Below are 17133 nucleotides of genomic sequence, written 5' to 3' on the forward strand. Positions count from 1 at the left end.
CACTCGTACCGCACGACCCCACGGAGAAAGGCGAACGATGTCCGACAGCGGATGGCCGGCCGACCGGATCGACACCGAGCACGCGCACTCGGCCCGGATCTACGACTACATCCTGGGCGGGAAGGACTTCTACCCCGCAGACCGGGAGGCGGGTGACGCGATGGTCCGGGAATGGCCCGCGATGCCCGTCCACATGCGCGCCAACCGGGACTGGATGAACCGCGCGGTGCGCTGGCTGGCCGAGGAGGCGGGCATCCGCCAGTTCCTCGACATCGGCACCGGTATCCCCACCTCGCCCAACCTGCACGAGATCGCCCAGTCGGTGGCCCCCGCGTCACGCGTGGTCTACGTGGACAACGACCCCATCGTCCTCACCCTGTCCCAGGGGCTGCTCTCCAGCACGCCCGAGGGCCGTACGACGTACATCGAGGCGGACTTCCAGCGTCCCGAAGCCGTCCTCGAGTCCGAGGAGTTCCGCAAGACGCTGGATCTGGCCGAGCCCGTCGCGCTCACCGTGATCGCGATCGTGCACTTCGTCCTGGACGAGGACGACGCGGTCGGCATCGTCCGCCGTCTCCTGGAACCCCTGCCCTCGGGCAGCTACCTGGCCATGACCATCGGCACCGCCGAGTTCGCCCCCGAGGAGGTGGGCCGGGTCGCACGCGAGTACGCGGCCCGCGACATGCCGATGCGGCTGCGGACCATCGACGAGGCCCACGCGTTCTTCGCGGGGCTGGAGCTGACCGACCCGGGCATCGTCCAGGTCCACAAGTGGCGCCCGGACGGCACCGGGGAGCGGGGCATCCGGGACGAGGACATCGCGATGTACGGGGCGGTGGCCCGCAAGCCCTGACGGCCCGCGCACGGCGCCGGGCGGCCGGGTCAGATCACGCGGAACAGGTCCGCGGCGGCGTGGACGTCGGTGAAGTCCTCGACGCAGCGGAGGTTGTCGCACAGTGCCGCGAGGACCGAGCCGGCCGCCGCGACGCGCGGGGCGCCGATGCCCACGCCGAAGACCCGGAAGCCCAGCCGTCGCTTGGCTTCGTTCCAGTCCCGCATCCACGCCTCGGTGACGCCGCAGTCGTCGTCGGTGAGCATCACGATGTCGCCCCGGGTGCGGGCGGCGTCGTTGAACTCCGCCTCGAGCAGGTCGCCCGCGGCCGACAGGGGCCGCTGGTAGCTGGTGCCGCCGCCGAGGAAGGTCTCCGCGAAGTCGAGGGTGCGGGTGAGGTCGGCGGGCCGGCCGGCCGGGAACCGGAAGACCCGGAGTTTGTCGGCGGCGGAGAACACGATGCCGACGAAGTCGCGCCCCGCGTGGCGCGCCTGGTCCAGCAGGGCCAGCGCGCACGCCTTCGCCCACGCCTCCCGGGTGATGCCGCCGGGCCCCGCCTCGTACATGGAGTGCGAGGTGTCCACGCAGGCGATGACGGCGCCCCGGCCGGTGGCCTGCTCGCCCTGACTGTCGTAGAGCATCAGCTCCCCGGCGGCATAGCGAGCGGCGAACACCGCGCGCAGGGCGGGCAGCCCGAGATTCGCCCGCTCCGACGGGATGACCCGGGAGAGGTCGTCGCCGAGCGTGACCCCGATCAGCTCGCCGGTGGCGTTCTCCACCTTGCGGGCCCGTTCCCCGGCGGCCATCTGCCGGAAACGGCCGATCAGTTCGGCCCACTCGGCGAGCCGTCCGGCGCGCAGCCGCTCCGCCAGCCGGGCGCGCTCGTCGAAGGGCATCCGTTCCAGCTCGCCGGAACCGACGCCCCAGGCCCGCATCAGCGCGGCCTCCGCCCGCGCGGCCGCCGCCGACTTCGCCACCGCACCGCGCGCGGCGGCACGGACGCCGGGCACGGCCGCCGCCAGCGACCGGGCGGCATCGGAAGCGGCCCGTCTCGCGGCGTCCTCCGCGTCCTCGGCCGCCCGCCGTACGGCGTCGGCCGCCGGCCCCGGGACGCTGCCCTCCTCGTCGGCCTCGTCGGCGGCCTGCCGGAGCGCCTCGGCCACGGCGTCCGCCGCGTCCTCGGCGTCCTGCCCGGCCCGGGCCGCACGTTCGTCCCGGTCGCGGGCGGGGCGGGAGTCGTCCAGCATCCGGCGCAGCGCGGTGCCCTGGGCGAGCACGGCCATGGCGGCGGCGTACGGATCGCCGACCGTCTCCCGGTGCAGCTCGGCGAAGTCCGGTGACTCCAGCAGCGCGGTGACGATGCGGTGGTTGACCAGCCGGGAGGGCGCCATCCCGGTGGGCTCGCGCAGCCGCGGAGCGGCCTTGTACGCGGCCAGGAAGGCGTCGGTGAGGAGGTCGTCGGTGTGCGCGTGAAGCTCGCCCAGTTCGCCGGCCAACTCCCGCAGCGCGGGCGCCTGTTCGTAGGTGTCGTGCCAGGCGATGCGGTCGAAGCGGTCCGCGACCACGGCCCCGGTGTGCCGTTCGGGGGCAGCGGCGGAGCGGGCCAGCCAGCTCCCGGCCAGGTCCGCCAGCGCGCCGAGCGGGCTCGCCGCCCCGGCCGCGTCCTCGCCCGTGCCATCGTCCACGGTGTCGTCCTGCCCCCTGCTCAGAGCTGGGCCTGCACGGTGCTCGCGTCCACGCCCAGGGCCTCGGTGAGCACCCGGGCGCGCACGGCGCGCTGGCGGCCGGTGACCCGGTCGATGGCGGTCGTGGAGCGGCCCGCGCCCACCGCCTCCGCGCGCAGTCTCTCCAGCCGCTTGCCCGCCATGGCCAGCTGGTGGTGCGCCTTCTTGATGACCCACTCGCTCAAGGCCTCGCGGGACTGCCCGGCCATCGCGTCGAGCTGGGTCTCCAGTTCCTCGATGGTGTCGGCGAGGTCGAGGGCCTCCTTGGCGTCCGGGTTGACCAGGTGCAGCACTTCCCGCTCGACGGTCGGGCGTTCGGCGGGGGAGTTCCACAGCACGTGGGTCAGCACCGACAGGTCGGTCTCGGCGACCGAGGCGCGTCCGTCGAGGTAGGCGGACGCCTGGAGCAGGCCCACCGCCTGCCGCCAGCGCCGGTCGGAGGCGATCAGCTCCTTGCGGCGCAGGGCGGCGCGCAGCGTGCACACCGCGTCCACGATCCCGTCGGGCACTTCCACGGCGGGTACGGCCTCGGCCACGGCGTGCCGCAGCGCGGCGAGGTCCACGGTGGTCCGCCTCGGCGCCGCCGGGCGGCTGACCGCGGAGCGGACCAGAGCGGCGAAGTTCGAGGGGTCCTCCAGGTAGTTGACCTCGATCCGTACCAGCAGCCGGTCGTAGATCGCGGCCGAGTCCTCGCCGTCGGGCAGTTCGTTGCTCGCGGTGATGGCGCCGATGAGGGGACAGCGGACGGGTTCGCCGCCGCTCTCGGGGTGGTAGATCCGCTCGTTGAGGTAGCCCAGCGTCTCGTTCAGCGCCGCCGTGGAGCACTTGAAGATCTCGTCGATGAACGCGACGTGCGCGGTGGTGGCGCGCCCTTCGAAGACCTGGCGGTACTCGCCGCGGGCCAGCGCGGCCACGTCGACGGGTCCGAACATCCGCGTCGGCGCGGTGAACTTGGACAGCAGGATCTCCCAGTAGGACGCCCCCACGATCCGGCCGGTGAGTGCCCGGGCCAGCTCCGACTTGGCGGTTCCCGGCGGACCGAGCACCAGCGAGTGCTGACCGGCCAGCAGCGTCACCAGCAGGGTCCGCACGACGTCGGCCCGCTCGTAGAATCGGTCCGACAACTCGTCGCCGATCGCCCGCAGACGCTCGGCCGTGTCCGGTGCGGCCGATGCCTCCGGCAGGTCCTGTGGGCCCATGGCCGACTCCTCCTGTGGCGCTCCTGTGGCGGTCCCGGGCTGGCGGATCAGAGCCTATCCCGCACAGACGTCCGCCCGGTCAGGACGTGGTCGGCCAGGTCCGCAGCAGGGCGTCCAGCGCGTTGAGGATCTCCGTCCAGCTCTCCTGCGAGTCGGGGGCACTGTGGCTGAAGCCCCCGGCGGCCTCCAGGCCGACGTAGCCGCTGAAGACGCTGCCCAGCAGCCGTACGGCATGGGTCTGATGCGGTTCGGCGAGGTGGTATCCGCGCAGGATCGCCCGCGACATCTGGGCGTGCCGCACCCCGGCGCCGGCGGCCGCCGCCTCCGCGTCGAGGGGGAACTGGGTGGCGGCGAAGCGGCCCGGGTGCTCACGGGCGTAGTCGCGGTAGACGTTCGCGAAAGCGGTCAGCGCGTCCTTGCCGGCCCGGCCCGCCACCGCCTCGGAGGCCCGGTCGGCCAGCTCCTCCAGGGCGAACAGCGCGATCCCGGTCTTGAGTTCGTGGGCGTTCCTCACGTGCGAGTACAGGCTCGCCGTCCTGACGCCGAACCGTCGGGCCAGCTCGGTCGGAGTGGTGCGCTCGAAGCCGATCTCGTCGGCCGTCTCGGCCCCGGCCCTGATCAGATTCTCGGTGGTCAGTCCTGCCCGAGCCACAGCCGTCCTCCGTATCCGTCACCGGCCGGTGCCGCGTCGATCGCCCGGCGGTCGTGGAAGATTATGAGCTTGCCTAACATGTTTAGGCAAACTCCGTGTCCCGGTATTCGCGGGCCGCGGTCATCAGGTCGTTGAGCGCGTCCCGGGTGCGGACGAGGTCGGCGATGTGCTCGGAGAGCCGGTCGCGCTCCTGCGCCATGCGCTCCAGCGCGTCGTCGGAATTGCCCGCGCTGGGCGAGTCGACGCACGGCAGCAGTTCGGCGATGGTGCGGCTGGACAGGCCCGCCGCGTACAGCCGCTGGAGGAACCTGACCCGCTCGACCTCGTGCTCCGTGTACTGGCGCTGGCCGCCGGCGCTGCGCGTGCTGACCAGCAGCCCCTGGTCCTCGTAGTAGCGCACCGACCGGACGCTGACCCCGGCCCGCGACGCCACCTCTCCGATGCGCATGCCCTGCTCCCTGCTGTGATCCGCGGCACACTTACTTGCCTCTGACGTCAGTGTCAGGTTCTAGCGTAACCGTCGTGCCCGGGATCCGGGCCGCGGACGACCAAGGAGTCCTGACATGACGTCTCTGTTCGACAGTTACCGGCTCGGCGACCTGACGCTTCCCAACCGGACGGTGATGGCCCCGATGTCCCGCGTGCGTGCCGCCGCGGGCGGACTGGCCACACCGTCGATGGCCACGTACTACGCCCAGCGGGCCACGGCCGGGCTGATCGTGTCCGAGGGGGTGCAGCCGAGCCTGGTCGGGCAGTCCAACCCGGGGACGCCGGGGCTGCACACCGACGAGCAGGTCGCCGCGTGGCGCCCCGTCACGGCGGCCGTGCACGCCAACGGCGGACGCATCTTCGCCCAGATCATGCACGGCGGCCGCGTCTCCCACCCCGACACCAACGGGACCACGCCGGTGGGGCCCTCGGCCGTCCCGGCCGTCGGAGAGGTGTTCACCCCGACCGGTCCGCAGCCCGTGCCCGTGCCACGCGCCCTGGAGACCGCCGAAGTGCCGGAGCACGCGCGGTCCTACGCCCTCGCCGCCCGCCGCGCCGTCGACGCGGGCTTCGACGGAGTCGAGCTGCACGGCGCCAACGGCTACCTCATCTCGCAGTTCCTCTCCTCGAACGCGAACCTGCGCACCGACCGCTACGGGGGCCCCGTGGCCAACCGGATCCGCTTCGCCGTCGAGGCCGTGTCCGAGACGGTCGAGGCGATCGGTGCTGCCCGGACCGGTATCCGCCTCTCGCCCGCGGGGACGTTCTGGGGCGTCGAGGAGACCGACGTTCCCGAGCTCTACGCCGAGCTGCTGACCGAGCTGTCCCGCCTCGGGATCGCGTACGTCCACATCGAGGCCACGGCCGACGAGGACCTGCTGATCGGGCTGCGCCGCCAGTGGCCGGGCACGCTCGTCATGAACCCGGTGCTCCCGATGGGCCCCAAGCAGACGGGGCGCGAGGACGCAGACCACTGGCTCGGGCTCGGGGCGGAGCTGATCAGCTTCGGCCGCGGCTTCATCTCCAACCCCGACCTGGTCGAGCGGCTGCGCACCGGCCTGCCCCTCGCGCCGGTGGACGAGGCCACGTACTACCAGGGCGGTGACGCGGGCTACCTGACCTATCCGGCCTACCAGCACACGGCCTGACGGAGGCCCGGGGCCGGCGCACGGGTGCCGTTAGCATGTTCGAACTCGTGACGATCCGTACGAGCGGCCGCTGCGTCCGACCCCTAGTAAACGGGCAGAACAAGTGCAAAACCCACCCAAACGAATATCCTCGCGAAGAGACCGCGGCGCCCTGCTCGCCGCGCTGCGTCGGCCGCGGGTCCTGCTGTGGACCGCGGCCGGTGCGGTGACCCTCGGTTTCCTGATCGCGCTGGAATTCGCCGCGCGCCACTACGGCGTGCGGGGCCCGATCACCGAGCAGGCGCGAGAAGTGGTCTTCGCGCCCGACTCGGGGCCGCTGCTGTACGCCGGCCTCGCCCTGACGACGGTGGTGCTGACCTGGCGGCAGCGCCTCGTCGCGGTCGGTGCCGCGATCGGGATCGACGTCGTCTTCTGGCTGGTGCGCTGGGCGGTCGGAGCCGACATGAACTTCGGCAACGGCGCGCTGTGGGTGGTCCTCGGCTGCGCGGTGGTCGCCGTGACGCGGCGCCGGGGCAGTGAGCGGGCCCTGCTGCTCAAGGGTGCGGGGCTCGGGCTGCTCCTGGTGGCCGGGCACAAGACGGGGGACACCTGGCTGCTCATCACCTCGGAGACCCGCAAGGCGGTGCTCGACCCGTACGTGGCCACCGCCGACCAGGCGCTGGGCAACCCCTCGTGGCTGGTCGGCCGCTTCGTCGAGGCCACGGAACCGGTCGGCGGCCACGTGCTCCACCTCGTCTACGGGCAGCTGCCCCTGGCCGCCGCCCTCGTCGGGCTGTACCAACTGCGGCACGTGGGGGTCGAGCGGCGGTTCCCGAGCCACCACCTCGTGCGCACCTTCCTCGTCATCGGCCTGCTCGGGCCCGCCGTCTACATGGTCTTCCCGGTCGTCGGGCCGGTCTTCGCCTACGGTGCCGACGGCGGTCAGTGGGCGGTGGCCAACCTGTGGCCGGACACGCTGCCACCGGGCGGCGCCCCGCACGCGATCCCGTTCGACGACATCACCCCGCGCAACTGCATGCCCAGCCTGCACACGGCGTGGGCCACGACGCTGTTCGTCCACTCCCGCAGGGGCTCCCGGGCGATGCGGTTCGCGGGCACGTTCTGGCTGGTCGCCACCCTCACCGCGACGCTCGGCTTCGGCTACCACTACGGCGCCGACCTCGTCGCCGGCGTGGTCTTCGCGCTCACGGTCGAGGCCGCGATGCGCGCGTTCGCGCGGGGCTGGGACAGCGGCGCCGTCCGGCTGGTCGCCCACGGCACGACGGTCTTCGTCGTACTGCTGGTGGCGTACCGCTACCTGCCGGTGGAGATGGCCGAGCACCCGTGGGCGGCCGGGCCGCTGCTCCTCCTCGCGATGGCCTCCGTGATCGTCGGCTACGTACGCACCACCCGGCGGTGGGAGGCGAAGGCCGTGCCGGTGCGGCAGCCGGAGCCGCCGCGCCCCGCGGAACCGCAGCCCGAGCTGGTCTGAAGCCGGGCCGGGCTACGTGAAGTAGTGGCCCTGCTCCAGGTCCTCGACGAGACCGGGCCGGTTGGGCTGCCACCCCAGCAGCTCACGGGTCAGGACGCTGGACGCCGCACGGTTGGCCGCGAGAGGCTCCGCCAGCCAGCCGAAGTGGGCGCCCGCGTCCGCGGCCGGGACCGACTCCACCGGCAGGTTCAGCTGCCGGCCGATCACCTCGGCGATCTCCCGCACGGGCAGGCCCTCCTCCGCGACGGCGTGCAGCGTCGAGCCCGCGGGGGCCTTCTCCAGTGCGAGGCGGAACAGCCGCGCGGAGTCGAGGCGGTGTGCGGCCGACCAGCGGTTGGCGCCGTCCGCGATGTACCCGGAGACGTCCTTCGCGCGGGCGATCCCGATGAGGGCCGGGACGAATCCGTTGTCCCCCTCGCCGTGGTTGGTCGGCGCCAGCCGCACCACGGAGGAGCGGACCCCGCGGGCGGCGAGGGCGAGGGCCAGTTCGGCGGTGGCGGCCCGCACGTGCTGGGCGTCGCCCCGGGCGGCCGCGGCCGGGTCCGGGTCGTGGCCGTCGCGTTCGGTCGCCACGTGGCCGGGAATCGAGGGGGTCCCGGACGCGATGGTGAACGGCCGGCCGGAGCCCGCGAGGGCCTCGCCGATCACCTCGACGGCCCTCCGGTCGGCTTCTCCGGCGCCCTTGAAGTCCCCCGAGAACGCGATGTCGTGCTTGAAGGCCAGGTGCACCACCCCGTCCGAGTCGGCGGCGGCCCGCCGCAGGACGCCGAGGTCGTCCAGGGTGCCCCGGACCACGTCGGCCCCCGCGGCGGTGAGCGCCTCGGCCGAGGCGTCCGAACGGGCGAGCCCCACGACCTGATGACCCGCCCCGATCAGCTCGGGGACGACGGCTGAGCCGATCCAGCCGGAGGCGCCGGTGACGAAAACACGCATGAGAATCCTCCAGAAAAGTCCGTACGTGGCGACTGCCGGTCCGCCGGGCGCGAGCGCGAGCGGCGGGCGCACGGCGTCGGAACCGTCGATGACAGCCGCTGTCATCGACAGTAACACGCGATGTCAGTCACTGACGTAGTGTGTCGTCACGGAACGCGCCGCCCCGCCGCGGGGCGCATCAGCCCGAGGTCCTCGCCCCAGGCGTCCAGCGTCGCCGCGTGACCCGCCGCGCGCGCCACGGCCTCGACCCGGCCGAACAGCTCCCGCTGCACGTCCGCGTCACCGGCCCCGGTGATCCGTCCGAGCGCGGTCAGCAGCCGGCCGGTGTCCCATCCCGGGAGCGGGAACCGGTCCAGTTCCCACTCCAGGTACTTGTTGTAGGGGCGCGGGCGGCGGTCGAGGGCGAACAGCAGGTCCAGCAGGAAGCCGAGACTGTCCGCCGCGTCGAGCCGCGCGGCGAGCGGATGCCCGTCCCGGGCGTTCTTGAGCGACCGGTAGTGCGCGTTGGCGTAGGCGTCGAGCCGGGCGGCCGCGACCCGCGACGCCTCCGCGGCACCGAGCCGCCCCTGGGCGGCCACCGTCCTCGTGATCCGGCCACCGAGCCGGTCGAGCAGGACCCGGCCCCGCGCGATCGCGTAGCGCTCCCAGTCGCCGAGCCGGTCGAACTCCGCCACCGTCACGACGACCACGTCCAGCCGGGCGGAGCGGAAGCCCTCGAGGGCACCCGGACCGGCCGCCGCACCGTCGGCGAGCACCACGTACAGGTCGTGGTCGGAGTACCGGGTGACCATGCCCTCATGGGCCTGGGACCCCTTGAGGACGAGGCCGACGACGGCGGGGTCGGCGGCGGCGTGGGCGACGAACGCCTCGTAGGACATCGGGTGCGGTGCGGACATGTGCGGACCTCCGGGCTGCCTGACGGGGAACATGCCGAGCCGCCCTCCTTGTCTCATCGACAGGAGGGCGGTCACTCCGTCCGCGGCGGCCGGGGCCGCCGCACGGCAGATCAACGCACGGAGCGGACGCTAGCAGCCGGTGCGCGCGCCCCGCGACGTGTTTGTCCCGGGCCCGGGGTGAGCAAGGGTCAGGCCTTGTCCTGCATGGACTGCCGGGCCGGATTGCGCTGCTCGGCCGCCTTGAAGTCCTTCTCTCCCGCCTTGGCCCGCACGCCCTTGGCGATGCGCTCGCCGATGGTCTTGTCGATGTTCGACCAGTACTCGAAGGCCCGCTGGAGGACGGGTTCGGTCACCTCGTTGAGGAGGTGGTCCACCACGTTGTCCACCAGCCGGTCCCGGGCCGCGTCGTCCAGCACCTCGCGCACCAGGGTGCCCGGCTGGCCCCAGTCGTCGTCCTCGGCGTGGCTGACGTAGGCGGTACGGGTGATGGACCCGTCCGTCTCCCAGCTGGGCGGCGTGCCGTAGTGCTCGGTGTCGGCGGCCGGACCGCCCTTGGAGTTCGGCGCGTAGACCGGATCGGTCGTCTTCCGGTAGGCCATCGCACCGTCCTTGGAATAGGTGCGGACGTCGACCACCGGGGCGTTGACGGGCAGCTGCTGGTAGTTCGCGCCGATCCGGTAGCGGTGGGCGTCGGCGTACGAGAAGAGCCGGGCCAGCAGCATGCGGTCCGGGCTCGGGCCGATGCCGGGGACCAGGTTGTTGGGCTGGAAGGCCGCCTGCTCGATCTCGGCGTGGTTGTCCGTCGGGTTCCGGTCCAGCGTCATGCGGCCGACCGGGATGAGGGGGTAGTCGCCGTGCGGCCACACCTTCGTCAGGTCGAAGGGGTTGAACCGGTAGGAAGCGGCCTCCTCGTACGGCATGACCTGCACGTGCAGCGTCCAGCTCGGGAAGTCGCCGTCGCGGATGTGCTCGAAGAGGTCCCGCGTGTGGTAGTCGGTGTCGGCCGCGGCCATCTGGTCGGCCTCGTGCTGGGTGAAGAACTCGATGCCCTGGTCCGTCTTGAAGTGGTACTTCACCCAGAAGCGCTCACCGGAGGCGTTGATCCACATGTAGGTGTGGGAGGTGTAGCCGTTCATGTGGCGCCAGGTGCGCGGGATGCCGCGGTCCCCCATGAGCCAGGTGACCTGGTGCGCGGATTCCGGCGACAGGGTCCAGAAGTCCCACTGCATGTCGTGGTCGCGCAGATTGCTGTCCGCCCGGCGCTTCTGCGACCGGATGAAGTGCTGGAACTTCATCGGGTCCTTGACGAAGAACACCGGTGTGTTGTTGCCGACCATGTCGTAGTTGCCCTGGCTCGTGTAGAACTTCACCGCGAAGCCGCGCGGGTCGCGCCAGGTGTCCGGGCTGCCGCGCTCACCCGCGACGGTCGAGAACCGGGCGACGAGCTCGGTGCGCGTGCCCGGCTGGAAGACGGCCGCCTTGGTGTAGGCGCTCACGTCGTGCGTCACCTCGAAGTGGCCGAAGGCGCCGCTGCCCTTCGCGTGCGGCTGCCGCTCGGGGATGCGCTCCCGGTTGAACTGCGCCATCTGTTCGATGAGGTAGGCGTCCTGGAGCAGGACCGGACCGGCCGGGCCCGCGGTGAGCGAGTGTTCGTCGCTCTCCGCCGGTGCGCCGGAGTCGGTGGTGGTGGCAGGCGGGGTGTCCGTCATGAGACTGCCTTTCGTCGGGGAGTGGCTGGCGCCCGGGGACCGCGCGGCACACATACGGGAGACGGGACCCGCTCCGACCTGCCCGGCGAAGCGGTCCCGCCGAGGCCCGAACCGTGCCAGGGGCCCCGGCCCGCGCGGTCTCCGCCGCACGCGTGCCCTGGAGCGGCCGCGTCAATCCCGTCCGGGGGCGGGCCGGGCCGGGCGGAACCGGGGCGGAGCCCGTCGGCCCGTCGGCCGTGCCGCGTCCCGGTGCCGGGACGCATCGCGTGCTCGCCCATCCGTCCAGGACCCTCCGGAGTGCCGTCGTCCGTATCAGTCTCCGCCGCCGCCCCGCCCTCGCAAGCGGAGCCGGCGGCGACGAGGACGCGGACCGGCACGCCACGCGGGTGGTGCCGTGTCGCCGGCCGTTCGCCGACTCCGGGCGCGCCGGGCGGCGGGCGGTGCCGTGCCGTCGGCCGTACGTCGACACCGTGCCCGCCGGACGCACGCCGGGACCGGCCTTCCCTCCCGCTCCCCGTCGCCGTACCGCTCGCGGCGCGTGCCGACACCGCGGTACCGCCGATCCGCGCCACCCCACCGGGCCCGGGCGTGACGGGGACCCGCCACAATGATCGACATGACGCCTCTGCACACGAACCCGCTCTTCGGCCGGCTCGCGGACGCCGAGCGGATCCTCGTCTCCGGCGCGGGAGGCGGCTTCGACATCTACGCCGGTCTGCCCCTGGCCCTGTCCCTCCTGCACCAGGGCCGGGAGGTGCATCTGGCGAACCTCTCCTTCAGCGCGCTCGCCGGACTGCCCGACGACGCCTGGGCCGCACCCGACCTGGCCGTCATCACCCCCGAGTCGGCCCCGCACCAGCGCTATTTCCCGGAGCGGACCCTCGCCCAGTGGCTGCGGGGGCACGGCTACCCGGCCGTCGTCCACGCCTTCCCACAGACCGGCGTCCAGCCGCTGCGCGCCGCCTACGCGGCCCTGATCGAGCGGTACGACATCGACGCCGTGGTCCTGGTCGACGGCGGCACCGACATCCTGCTGCGCGGCGACGAGGCCGGACTCGGGACACCGGAGGAGGACCTCACCAGCGTGGCGGCGCTGGCCGGGCTGGACGGCCCGCGCCACCGCCTGGTGGTCTCGCTCGGGTTCGGCGTCGACGCCTACCACGGCGTCAACCACGTGCAGGTCCTGGAGAACATCGCCGCGCTGGAGCGCGAGGGCGCCTACCTGGGCGCCTTCTCCGTCCCGCGCACCAGCCGCGAGGGCGCGCTGTACCTCGACGCGGTGTCACACGCCCAGGAGCACACGCCCGAGCACCCCAGCATCGTCAACGGCTCCATCGCGGCGGCCGTCCGGGGTGCCTTCGGCGACGTCCGGTTCACCGACCGCACCCGGGGCAGCGAGTTGTTCGTCAATCCGCTCATGTCCCTGTACTTCGCCTTCGACCTGCTGGGCCTCGCCGCTCGCTGCCTGTACCTGGACCGCATCGAGGACACCCACCTGATGCGCCAGGTGCAGTCCCGGATAGCCGAGTTCAGGGAGGACGTCGTGACCCGCCCGCCCCGGAGCTTCCCGCACTAAGGCCGGCCCGACAGCACCCGGCGCACGGCGGTGCGCAGCCAGTGGTGTGCGCCGTCGGCGGTGTGCCGGGGGTGCCAGGCCATGCCGATGGCCACCGGCGGCAGCGGCAGCGGGATGTCGAGGAGGCGCAGCCCGAGGAGCGAGGCCTGCCCGGTCAGCGGGCTCGGCGCGGAGTCCGCGGCGTCCGGCACCGCGGGCACCAGGGCGACGACGTCGGTGCGGGCGGCGAGGGACAGGGCGGCCAGATGCCCCGGGAGGACGACGGCGACCCGACGGCTGAGGCCCTGCTCGGCGAGGGCGGCGTCGACGGGGCCGTCGAACCGGCCGCGGCGGCTGACCGCGACATGCTCGGCGGCGGCGAACCGCGCCGGGGTCAGCGGCCCCTCGGTGAGCGGGTGGCCGGGCCGGACGGCCGCCGTCATCCGCAGGGTGACCAGTTGCTCGACCCGGGTCTCGGGATCCACGTGGTCGATCGCCCCGACCTCCAGATCCACCCGCCCGTCGCGCAGGGCCGGCCCGGCCTCCAGCTCCTCGGCCCGGAACCGCAGGGAGACCCCCGGTGCCTCCTGCCCGGTCAGCGTCAGCAGACCTCCGGCGAGGGCCGCGCCGACCAGGTCGGCCGTCTGGAGGGTGAAGGTGCTGCGCAGCGTGGCCGGGTCGACACCGGTGGCCGGGGCCAGGAGCGCGCCGAGCCGGCGGACGACCGCGGCGGCCTCGTCCCGCAGGGCCAGCGCCCTCGGCGTCGGCACCATGGTCTGCCCGGCCCGCACCAGCAGGGGGTCCTGGAGGATCCGGCGGAGCCGGCCGAGCGTGCGGCTCATGGCCGCGGGGGAGGTGTGCATACGGGCGGCGGCGCGAGTGACGCTCTGCTCCGCCAGCAGCGCGTCGAGCGCCACGGCGAGGTTGGCGTCAATGACCGGCGCGACCGGATCTGTGCTGTTCACCAGTATTATTCCATTCCAGGCAACAATCCCTTGCTGAAGTTCCCATTGTGGCAACACCTCGTGGCTTCCCAGGATGAGGGCATACCGATCCGGCACGACCCACGAGGTTTTCATGATCGTCATTACTGCTCCCACCGGGAACATCGGGCGGCGACTGCTGCCCCTGCTCCTGGAGTCCGCCCCCGCCCACGGTGAGCGGCTGCGCGTGATCGTGCGCGATCCCGCACGCCTGGCCGGCCCGGTGCGCCAGCGCGTCGAGGTGGTCACCGGCTCGCACGGCGACCCCGCGGTCGTCGACCGGGCCTTCGACGGCGCCGACGCCGTCTTCTGGCTCGTCCCGCCGGATGCCTCGCGCACCCCGGACGACGCCTACCGGCGCTTCTCTCTGCCCGCCGCGCGGGCGCTCGGCGTGCACGGCGTCGGCCACGTCGTCGGCGTCTCCGCCCTCGGCCGCGGCACCCCGGTCGCGGGCCGCGCCGGACTCGTCACGGCGACCCTCGCCGTGGACGACCTCCTCGCGGAAACCGGCGTCGCCCACCGGGCCCTGGCCTGCCCGTCGTTCTTCGAGAACCTCCTGGAGGAGGCCGGTTCGATCCGGGAGCACGGCTGCTTCACCGACGTCCTCGACGCCGACCGCAAGGCGCCCCTCGTGGCCGTCGCGGACATCGCCGCCGTCGCCGCGGGCCTGCTGCTCGACCGGTCCTGGACCGGCACCGGCAGCGTTTCGGTGCTCGGCCCGCGGGACCTGTCGCCCAACGACCTGGCCCGCATCATGACCGAGCGGCTCGGCCGCCCCGTCCGCTACGAACGCCGGACGTTCGACGACCTGCGCACCAGCCTGGTCGGCCACGGCCTCGACAAGGAGTTCGTGGACGGCATTGTCGAGATGAAGCGGGCCAAGGACGACGGCCTCGACGCGGGCGTCACGCGCACCCCGGCGACGGCCACCCCGACTACCTTCGAGCACTGGGTCGCCCGGACCCTCAAGCCCGCGGTCCAGTCCTGAACGCCGGTCCCTGCCCGAACACCCCGCCAGAACAAGGAGCAACCATGTCCGACGAGACGTTCCGCACCCCCGTCACCGCCTTCATGCTCGTCAAGACCACGCCCGAGTGGCTCGCCAAGACCGTCGAGGAGCGGGTGCACGCCCTGACCACGGAGGTCGTCCCCGTCATCGAGGCCCGGACCACCGGCGTCCGGTCACGCTTCTACGACACCGAGTTCTATTCCGCCCGCGTCACCGACGTCTGGGTCTGGGAGGCCGAGGACCACCACGCCTACCAGCTCCTCGTCGACGCCCTGCGCGAAACGCCGTTCTGGGACCGGTACTTCGAAGTCGTCGACCTCCTCGTCGGCACCGAGAACGGCTACGCCCGCACGTACGGGGTCGACGCGGTCACCACCGTCTCCACCTGAGCTCAGCTCGCCGGCTCCCAGTAGGTGCCGTACTTCCGGACCAGCGCCGTCGCCTCGGCCGGCGTGAGATGGCGCACTGGCCGGTCCCCCAGGAGCAGATGGAGTGCGGAGGCCTCCTCGACCTCGACGGCGGCCTCCGCCGCCGCGCGCAGGGACGTGCCCGCCACGACCGGGCCGTGGTTCTGGAGCAGCGCGGCGCGGCAGGGGAAGGTGAGCCGCTCCAGGTCCGCGGCCTGCGCGGGGTCGCCGGGCGGGGCGTAGGGGAGCAGCGGTATCTGCCCGACCCGCATCACGAAGTACGGCGTCAGCGGTGGCAGCGCGCTGCGCTCGGACCAGGGCGCGCGGCAGGAGGCCGCGGCGGCGTGCCTGGAGTGCAGGTGGACGACGGCGCGGGTGGCGTCCTCGCGTCGGTAGAAGGCCAGGTGGAGCGGGTACTCCTTGGACGGCGCGGGTCCGTCGAGGCGGTTGCCGTCCAGGTCGAGCACCGACAGGTTCTCGGGGTCCAGCGCGGCCAGGTCCGTTCCGGTCGGGGTGACCAGGACGCGGTCGCCGTCCCGGACGCTGACGTTGCCCGAGGAGCCGGGGCTCAGTCCGAGCCCGGCCAAGTGGGCCGCCGCCGCGACGAGTTCCTGTGCGAGGGCGGTCATACGAGCTGCTCCCATGCCTGCGTGAAGATGTCGGTGCCGCCGAAGTTCCCCGACTTCAGGGCGAGATCGACGGTGTGGGGGGGGGGCGCCGGACGGGCACACCTCGGCGCGCGCCCAGGCGACACCCGGGGCGATGGGCGCCCCGACGGCGAGCGTGCGGGCGCGCAGGGCCGTGACCACGGCCCCGGACGTCTCGCCGCCCGCCACCAGCAGCCGCCGTGCCCCGGCGTCCACGAGTGCCCCGGCGCAGGCCGCGAGGGCCCTCTCCACCAGGGCCGACGCCGGCTCCGCGCCGGCCGGGGCGTCGGTCTCGACGTCCTCGGGCGCCGCGACGGCGTAGATCAGGGGTAGCCGGACGGGGTCGTGTGCCCACCGGTCACGCACGAAGGCGGTGAGGTCGGCCACGGCGCTGTCGAAGTCCGCGCGGAGCCGGGTCAGGTCGAGCCGCCGGTGCGGCAGCAGTCCCAGGGCGTGGGAGACCTGGGCCCGGGTCGCGGCGGAGGCGCTGCCCGCGAGGACGACCCCGGGGTCCCCGGGGCCGGACGCGGGACGTGCGCGTGCCTGGTCCGGATGCGGGCCGGTCAGTCCCACGGCGAGCCCGGCCGCGCCGGTCACCAGGCCGAAGTCCTCGGTGGCCGCGGCGATGGTGCGCAGGTCCTCGTCGTCGATGGCGTCCACGACCGTCAGCGCGTCGGCGTGGGCGTCGTCGTCCAGCGCGGCGCGCAGGCGGGCCGCGCCGGCCCGGACCGTGTCCAGACCGATGCGGGTGACCGGGTGGTCCGTCTGCGGCCGCAGCAGCCGGTCGACGCGGGAGTCGAGCATCGGGGTGAGCGGGTGGTGGCGCATGGGGCTCTCGTCGAGCAGGTCGTCGTGGACGAAGGGCCGCCCCCGGTACACGGTCCGCCCGGTCGCCGGGAAGGAGGGGACCACCACCGTGCGCCGCTCACCGGTCTCCGCCAGCAGTGCGTCGGCCACCGGTCCGATGGTGCCGCGGGGCGTGGAGTCGAACGTCGAGCAGTACTTGAAGTAGAAGCGCCGGCAGCCGATCGCCCGCAGGGCGCGCAGCGCACGGCGCGACTCCTCCACCGCCTCCGGCACGGGAGCCGTTCTCGACTTCAGCGCCACCACGACGGCGTCCACGGCCGCCCACCGGTCCGGCACGTCCGGCGCCTCCCGGGCATCCGGCTCGGCGCGGGAGACGACCGCGTCCGCGTCGACGGCGACCACGGTCCGGAAGCCGCAGGCGACCAGTCGTGCACGGCTGAGACCGGCATGATCATCGGCTAACGTCAACCCGGCCAGCACCATCAGCACCGAACCGGGCTTCCTCGACAAGTCCGAGGTCGAGCAGCCCCAGAAGCGGGCGATGGCCGCCGAGGGCATCCGGGCCGGCGGCTCCTCCCTCGTCCTGGCCCGCCCCTGACCGGGAGCCGACGATCGGGCCCGTGCGGGGCCGGCCGGACCGGGGGAGCAGGCCGTCGACGACGGTGAGAAACT

At 73.3% G+C, this 17133-nt stretch carries 15 protein-coding genes and 1 pseudogene; 6 read left to right on the plus strand and 10 right to left on the minus strand.

The window, feature by feature from the left end; all coding sequences use genetic code 11:
- Positions 1 to 37 precede the first annotated feature (37 nt).
- Positions 38 to 853 carry an SAM-dependent methyltransferase gene (locus B9W62_RS37875; protein WP_087811425.1) on the plus strand — a complete coding sequence of 272 codons (816 nt, stop codon included), beginning with the start codon at positions 38 to 40 and terminating at the stop codon, positions 851 to 853.
- Positions 854 to 882: 29 nt separating this feature from the next.
- Here B9W62_RS37875 and B9W62_RS37880 read toward each other — a convergent pair whose 3' ends face one another.
- The 4 genes from B9W62_RS37880 to B9W62_RS37895 form a co-directional block, all read right to left on the minus strand.
- Complete coding sequence (locus B9W62_RS37880) at positions 883 to 2517, minus strand: VWA domain-containing protein (RefSeq protein ID WP_373433728.1); 1635 nt, start codon at positions 2515 to 2517, stop codon at positions 883 to 885.
- Positions 2518 to 2537: 20 nt separating this feature from the next.
- Positions 2538 to 3755 carry an AAA family ATPase gene (locus tag B9W62_RS37885; protein ID WP_087811426.1) on the minus strand — a complete coding sequence of 406 codons (1218 nt, stop codon included), beginning with the start codon at positions 3753 to 3755 and terminating at the stop codon, positions 2538 to 2540.
- A 79-nt stretch (positions 3756 to 3834) separates the two neighbouring features.
- Complete coding sequence (locus tag B9W62_RS37890; protein ID WP_087811427.1) at positions 3835 to 4407, minus strand: TetR/AcrR family transcriptional regulator; 573 nt, start codon at positions 4405 to 4407, stop codon at positions 3835 to 3837.
- 82 nt (positions 4408 to 4489) lie between these two features.
- Complete coding sequence (locus B9W62_RS37895; RefSeq protein WP_087811428.1) at positions 4490 to 4855, minus strand: MerR family transcriptional regulator; 366 nt, start codon at positions 4853 to 4855, stop codon at positions 4490 to 4492.
- Positions 4856 to 4970: 115 nt separating this feature from the next.
- On the opposite strand from B9W62_RS37895, the gene B9W62_RS37900 reads away from it, so the two are divergent.
- Complete coding sequence (locus B9W62_RS37900; RefSeq protein ID WP_087811429.1) at positions 4971 to 6044, plus strand: alkene reductase; 1074 nt, start codon at positions 4971 to 4973, stop codon at positions 6042 to 6044.
- A gap of 181 nt (positions 6045 to 6225) precedes the next feature.
- Entirely contained in the window at positions 6226 to 7515 is a 1290-nt protein-coding gene (locus B9W62_RS37905; protein WP_373433753.1) for a phosphatase PAP2 family protein, read from the plus strand.
- A 12-nt stretch (positions 7516 to 7527) separates the two neighbouring features.
- Here the strand turns inward: B9W62_RS37905 and B9W62_RS37910 are convergent, their stop codons facing one another.
- The 3 genes from B9W62_RS37910 to B9W62_RS37920 form a co-directional block, all read right to left on the minus strand.
- Complete coding sequence (locus tag B9W62_RS37910; protein ID WP_087811431.1) at positions 7528 to 8448, minus strand: SDR family oxidoreductase; 921 nt, start codon at positions 8446 to 8448, stop codon at positions 7528 to 7530.
- Positions 8449 to 8594: 146 nt separating this feature from the next.
- Positions 8595 to 9344 (minus strand): hypothetical protein, encoded by a 750-nt coding sequence (locus B9W62_RS37915; RefSeq protein ID WP_256976716.1) that lies wholly within the window; start codon positions 9342 to 9344, stop codon positions 8595 to 8597.
- A gap of 188 nt (positions 9345 to 9532) precedes the next feature.
- Positions 9533 to 11053 carry a catalase gene (locus B9W62_RS37920; RefSeq protein ID WP_087811432.1) on the minus strand — a complete coding sequence of 507 codons (1521 nt, stop codon included), beginning with the start codon at positions 11051 to 11053 and terminating at the stop codon, positions 9533 to 9535.
- A gap of 616 nt (positions 11054 to 11669) precedes the next feature.
- Between B9W62_RS37920 and B9W62_RS37925 the strand changes: the two genes are divergently transcribed.
- On the plus strand, positions 11670 to 12629 hold the full coding sequence (locus tag B9W62_RS37925) for a DUF1152 domain-containing protein (RefSeq protein ID WP_087812294.1): 960 nt from the start codon (positions 11670 to 11672) through the stop codon (positions 12627 to 12629).
- On the opposite strand, the gene B9W62_RS37930 is transcribed toward B9W62_RS37925, so the two are convergent.
- Positions 12626 to 13582 (minus strand): LysR family transcriptional regulator, encoded by a 957-nt coding sequence (locus tag B9W62_RS37930; protein ID WP_373433754.1) that lies wholly within the window; start codon positions 13580 to 13582, stop codon positions 12626 to 12628. The genes B9W62_RS37925 and B9W62_RS37930 overlap by 4 nt on opposite strands.
- A gap of 103 nt (positions 13583 to 13685) precedes the next feature.
- Here B9W62_RS37930 and B9W62_RS37935 point away from each other — a divergent pair, with 103 nt between their 5' ends.
- Together B9W62_RS37935 and B9W62_RS37940 are read left to right on the plus strand one after the other, a co-directional pair.
- The gene (locus B9W62_RS37935) at positions 13686 to 14579 is read left to right on the plus strand and encodes an NmrA family NAD(P)-binding protein (protein ID WP_087811434.1); all 894 of its coding nucleotides are present in this window, start codon (positions 13686 to 13688) and stop codon (positions 14577 to 14579) included.
- Positions 14580 to 14623: 44 nt separating this feature from the next.
- Positions 14624 to 14989: a darcynin family protein gene (locus B9W62_RS37940; RefSeq protein ID WP_087811435.1), complete on the plus strand. Its 366-nt coding sequence runs from the start codon at positions 14624 to 14626 to the stop codon at positions 14987 to 14989.
- Positions 14990 to 14991: 2 nt separating this feature from the next.
- Here B9W62_RS37940 and B9W62_RS37945 read toward each other — a convergent pair whose 3' ends face one another.
- Both B9W62_RS37945 and B9W62_RS37950 read right to left on the minus strand, forming a co-directional pair.
- Positions 14992 to 15636: a class II aldolase/adducin family protein gene (locus B9W62_RS37945; RefSeq protein ID WP_087811436.1), complete on the minus strand. Its 645-nt coding sequence runs from the start codon at positions 15634 to 15636 to the stop codon at positions 14992 to 14994.
- A gap of 162 nt (positions 15637 to 15798) precedes the next feature.
- Positions 15799 to 17019 (minus strand): annotated as a pseudogene (locus B9W62_RS37950) (four-carbon acid sugar kinase family protein); the annotation flags it as partial.
- Positions 17020 to 17133: the final 114 nt, after the last annotated feature.

The sequence above is a fragment of the Streptomyces sp. CS113 genome, assembly GCF_002188365.1.
Lineage (GTDB): Bacteria > Actinomycetota > Actinomycetes > Streptomycetales > Streptomycetaceae > Streptomyces > Streptomyces tendae.

Excerpts from the sequence above, each read along its gene's own strand:
- B9W62_RS37935 (WP_087811434.1), top strand. The coding sequence starts at position 13,686 with ATGATCGTCATTACTGCTCCCACCGGGAACATCGGGCGGCGACTGCTG.
- B9W62_RS37915 (WP_256976716.1), bottom strand. The coding sequence starts at position 9,344 with ATGTCCGCACCGCACCCGATGTCCTACGAGGCGTTCGTCGCCCACGCC.
- B9W62_RS37885 (WP_087811426.1), bottom strand. The coding sequence starts at position 3,755 with ATGGGCCCACAGGACCTGCCGGAGGCATCGGCCGCACCGGACACGGCC.
- B9W62_RS37925 (WP_087812294.1), top strand. The coding sequence starts at position 11,670 with ATGACGCCTCTGCACACGAACCCGCTCTTCGGCCGGCTCGCGGACGCC.
- B9W62_RS37940 (WP_087811435.1), top strand. The coding sequence starts at position 14,624 with ATGTCCGACGAGACGTTCCGCACCCCCGTCACCGCCTTCATGCTCGTC.
- B9W62_RS37900 (WP_087811429.1), top strand. The coding sequence starts at position 4,971 with ATGACGTCTCTGTTCGACAGTTACCGGCTCGGCGACCTGACGCTTCCC.
- B9W62_RS37910 (WP_087811431.1), bottom strand. The coding sequence starts at position 8,448 with ATGCGTGTTTTCGTCACCGGCGCCTCCGGCTGGATCGGCTCAGCCGTC.
- B9W62_RS37920 (WP_087811432.1), bottom strand. The coding sequence starts at position 11,053 with ATGACGGACACCCCGCCTGCCACCACCACCGACTCCGGCGCACCGGCG.
- B9W62_RS37895 (WP_087811428.1), bottom strand. The coding sequence starts at position 4,855 with ATGCGCATCGGAGAGGTGGCGTCGCGGGCCGGGGTCAGCGTCCGGTCG.
- B9W62_RS37945 (WP_087811436.1), bottom strand. The coding sequence starts at position 15,636 with ATGACCGCCCTCGCACAGGAACTCGTCGCGGCGGCGGCCCACTTGGCC.
- B9W62_RS37875 (WP_087811425.1), top strand. The coding sequence starts at position 38 with ATGTCCGACAGCGGATGGCCGGCCGACCGGATCGACACCGAGCACGCG.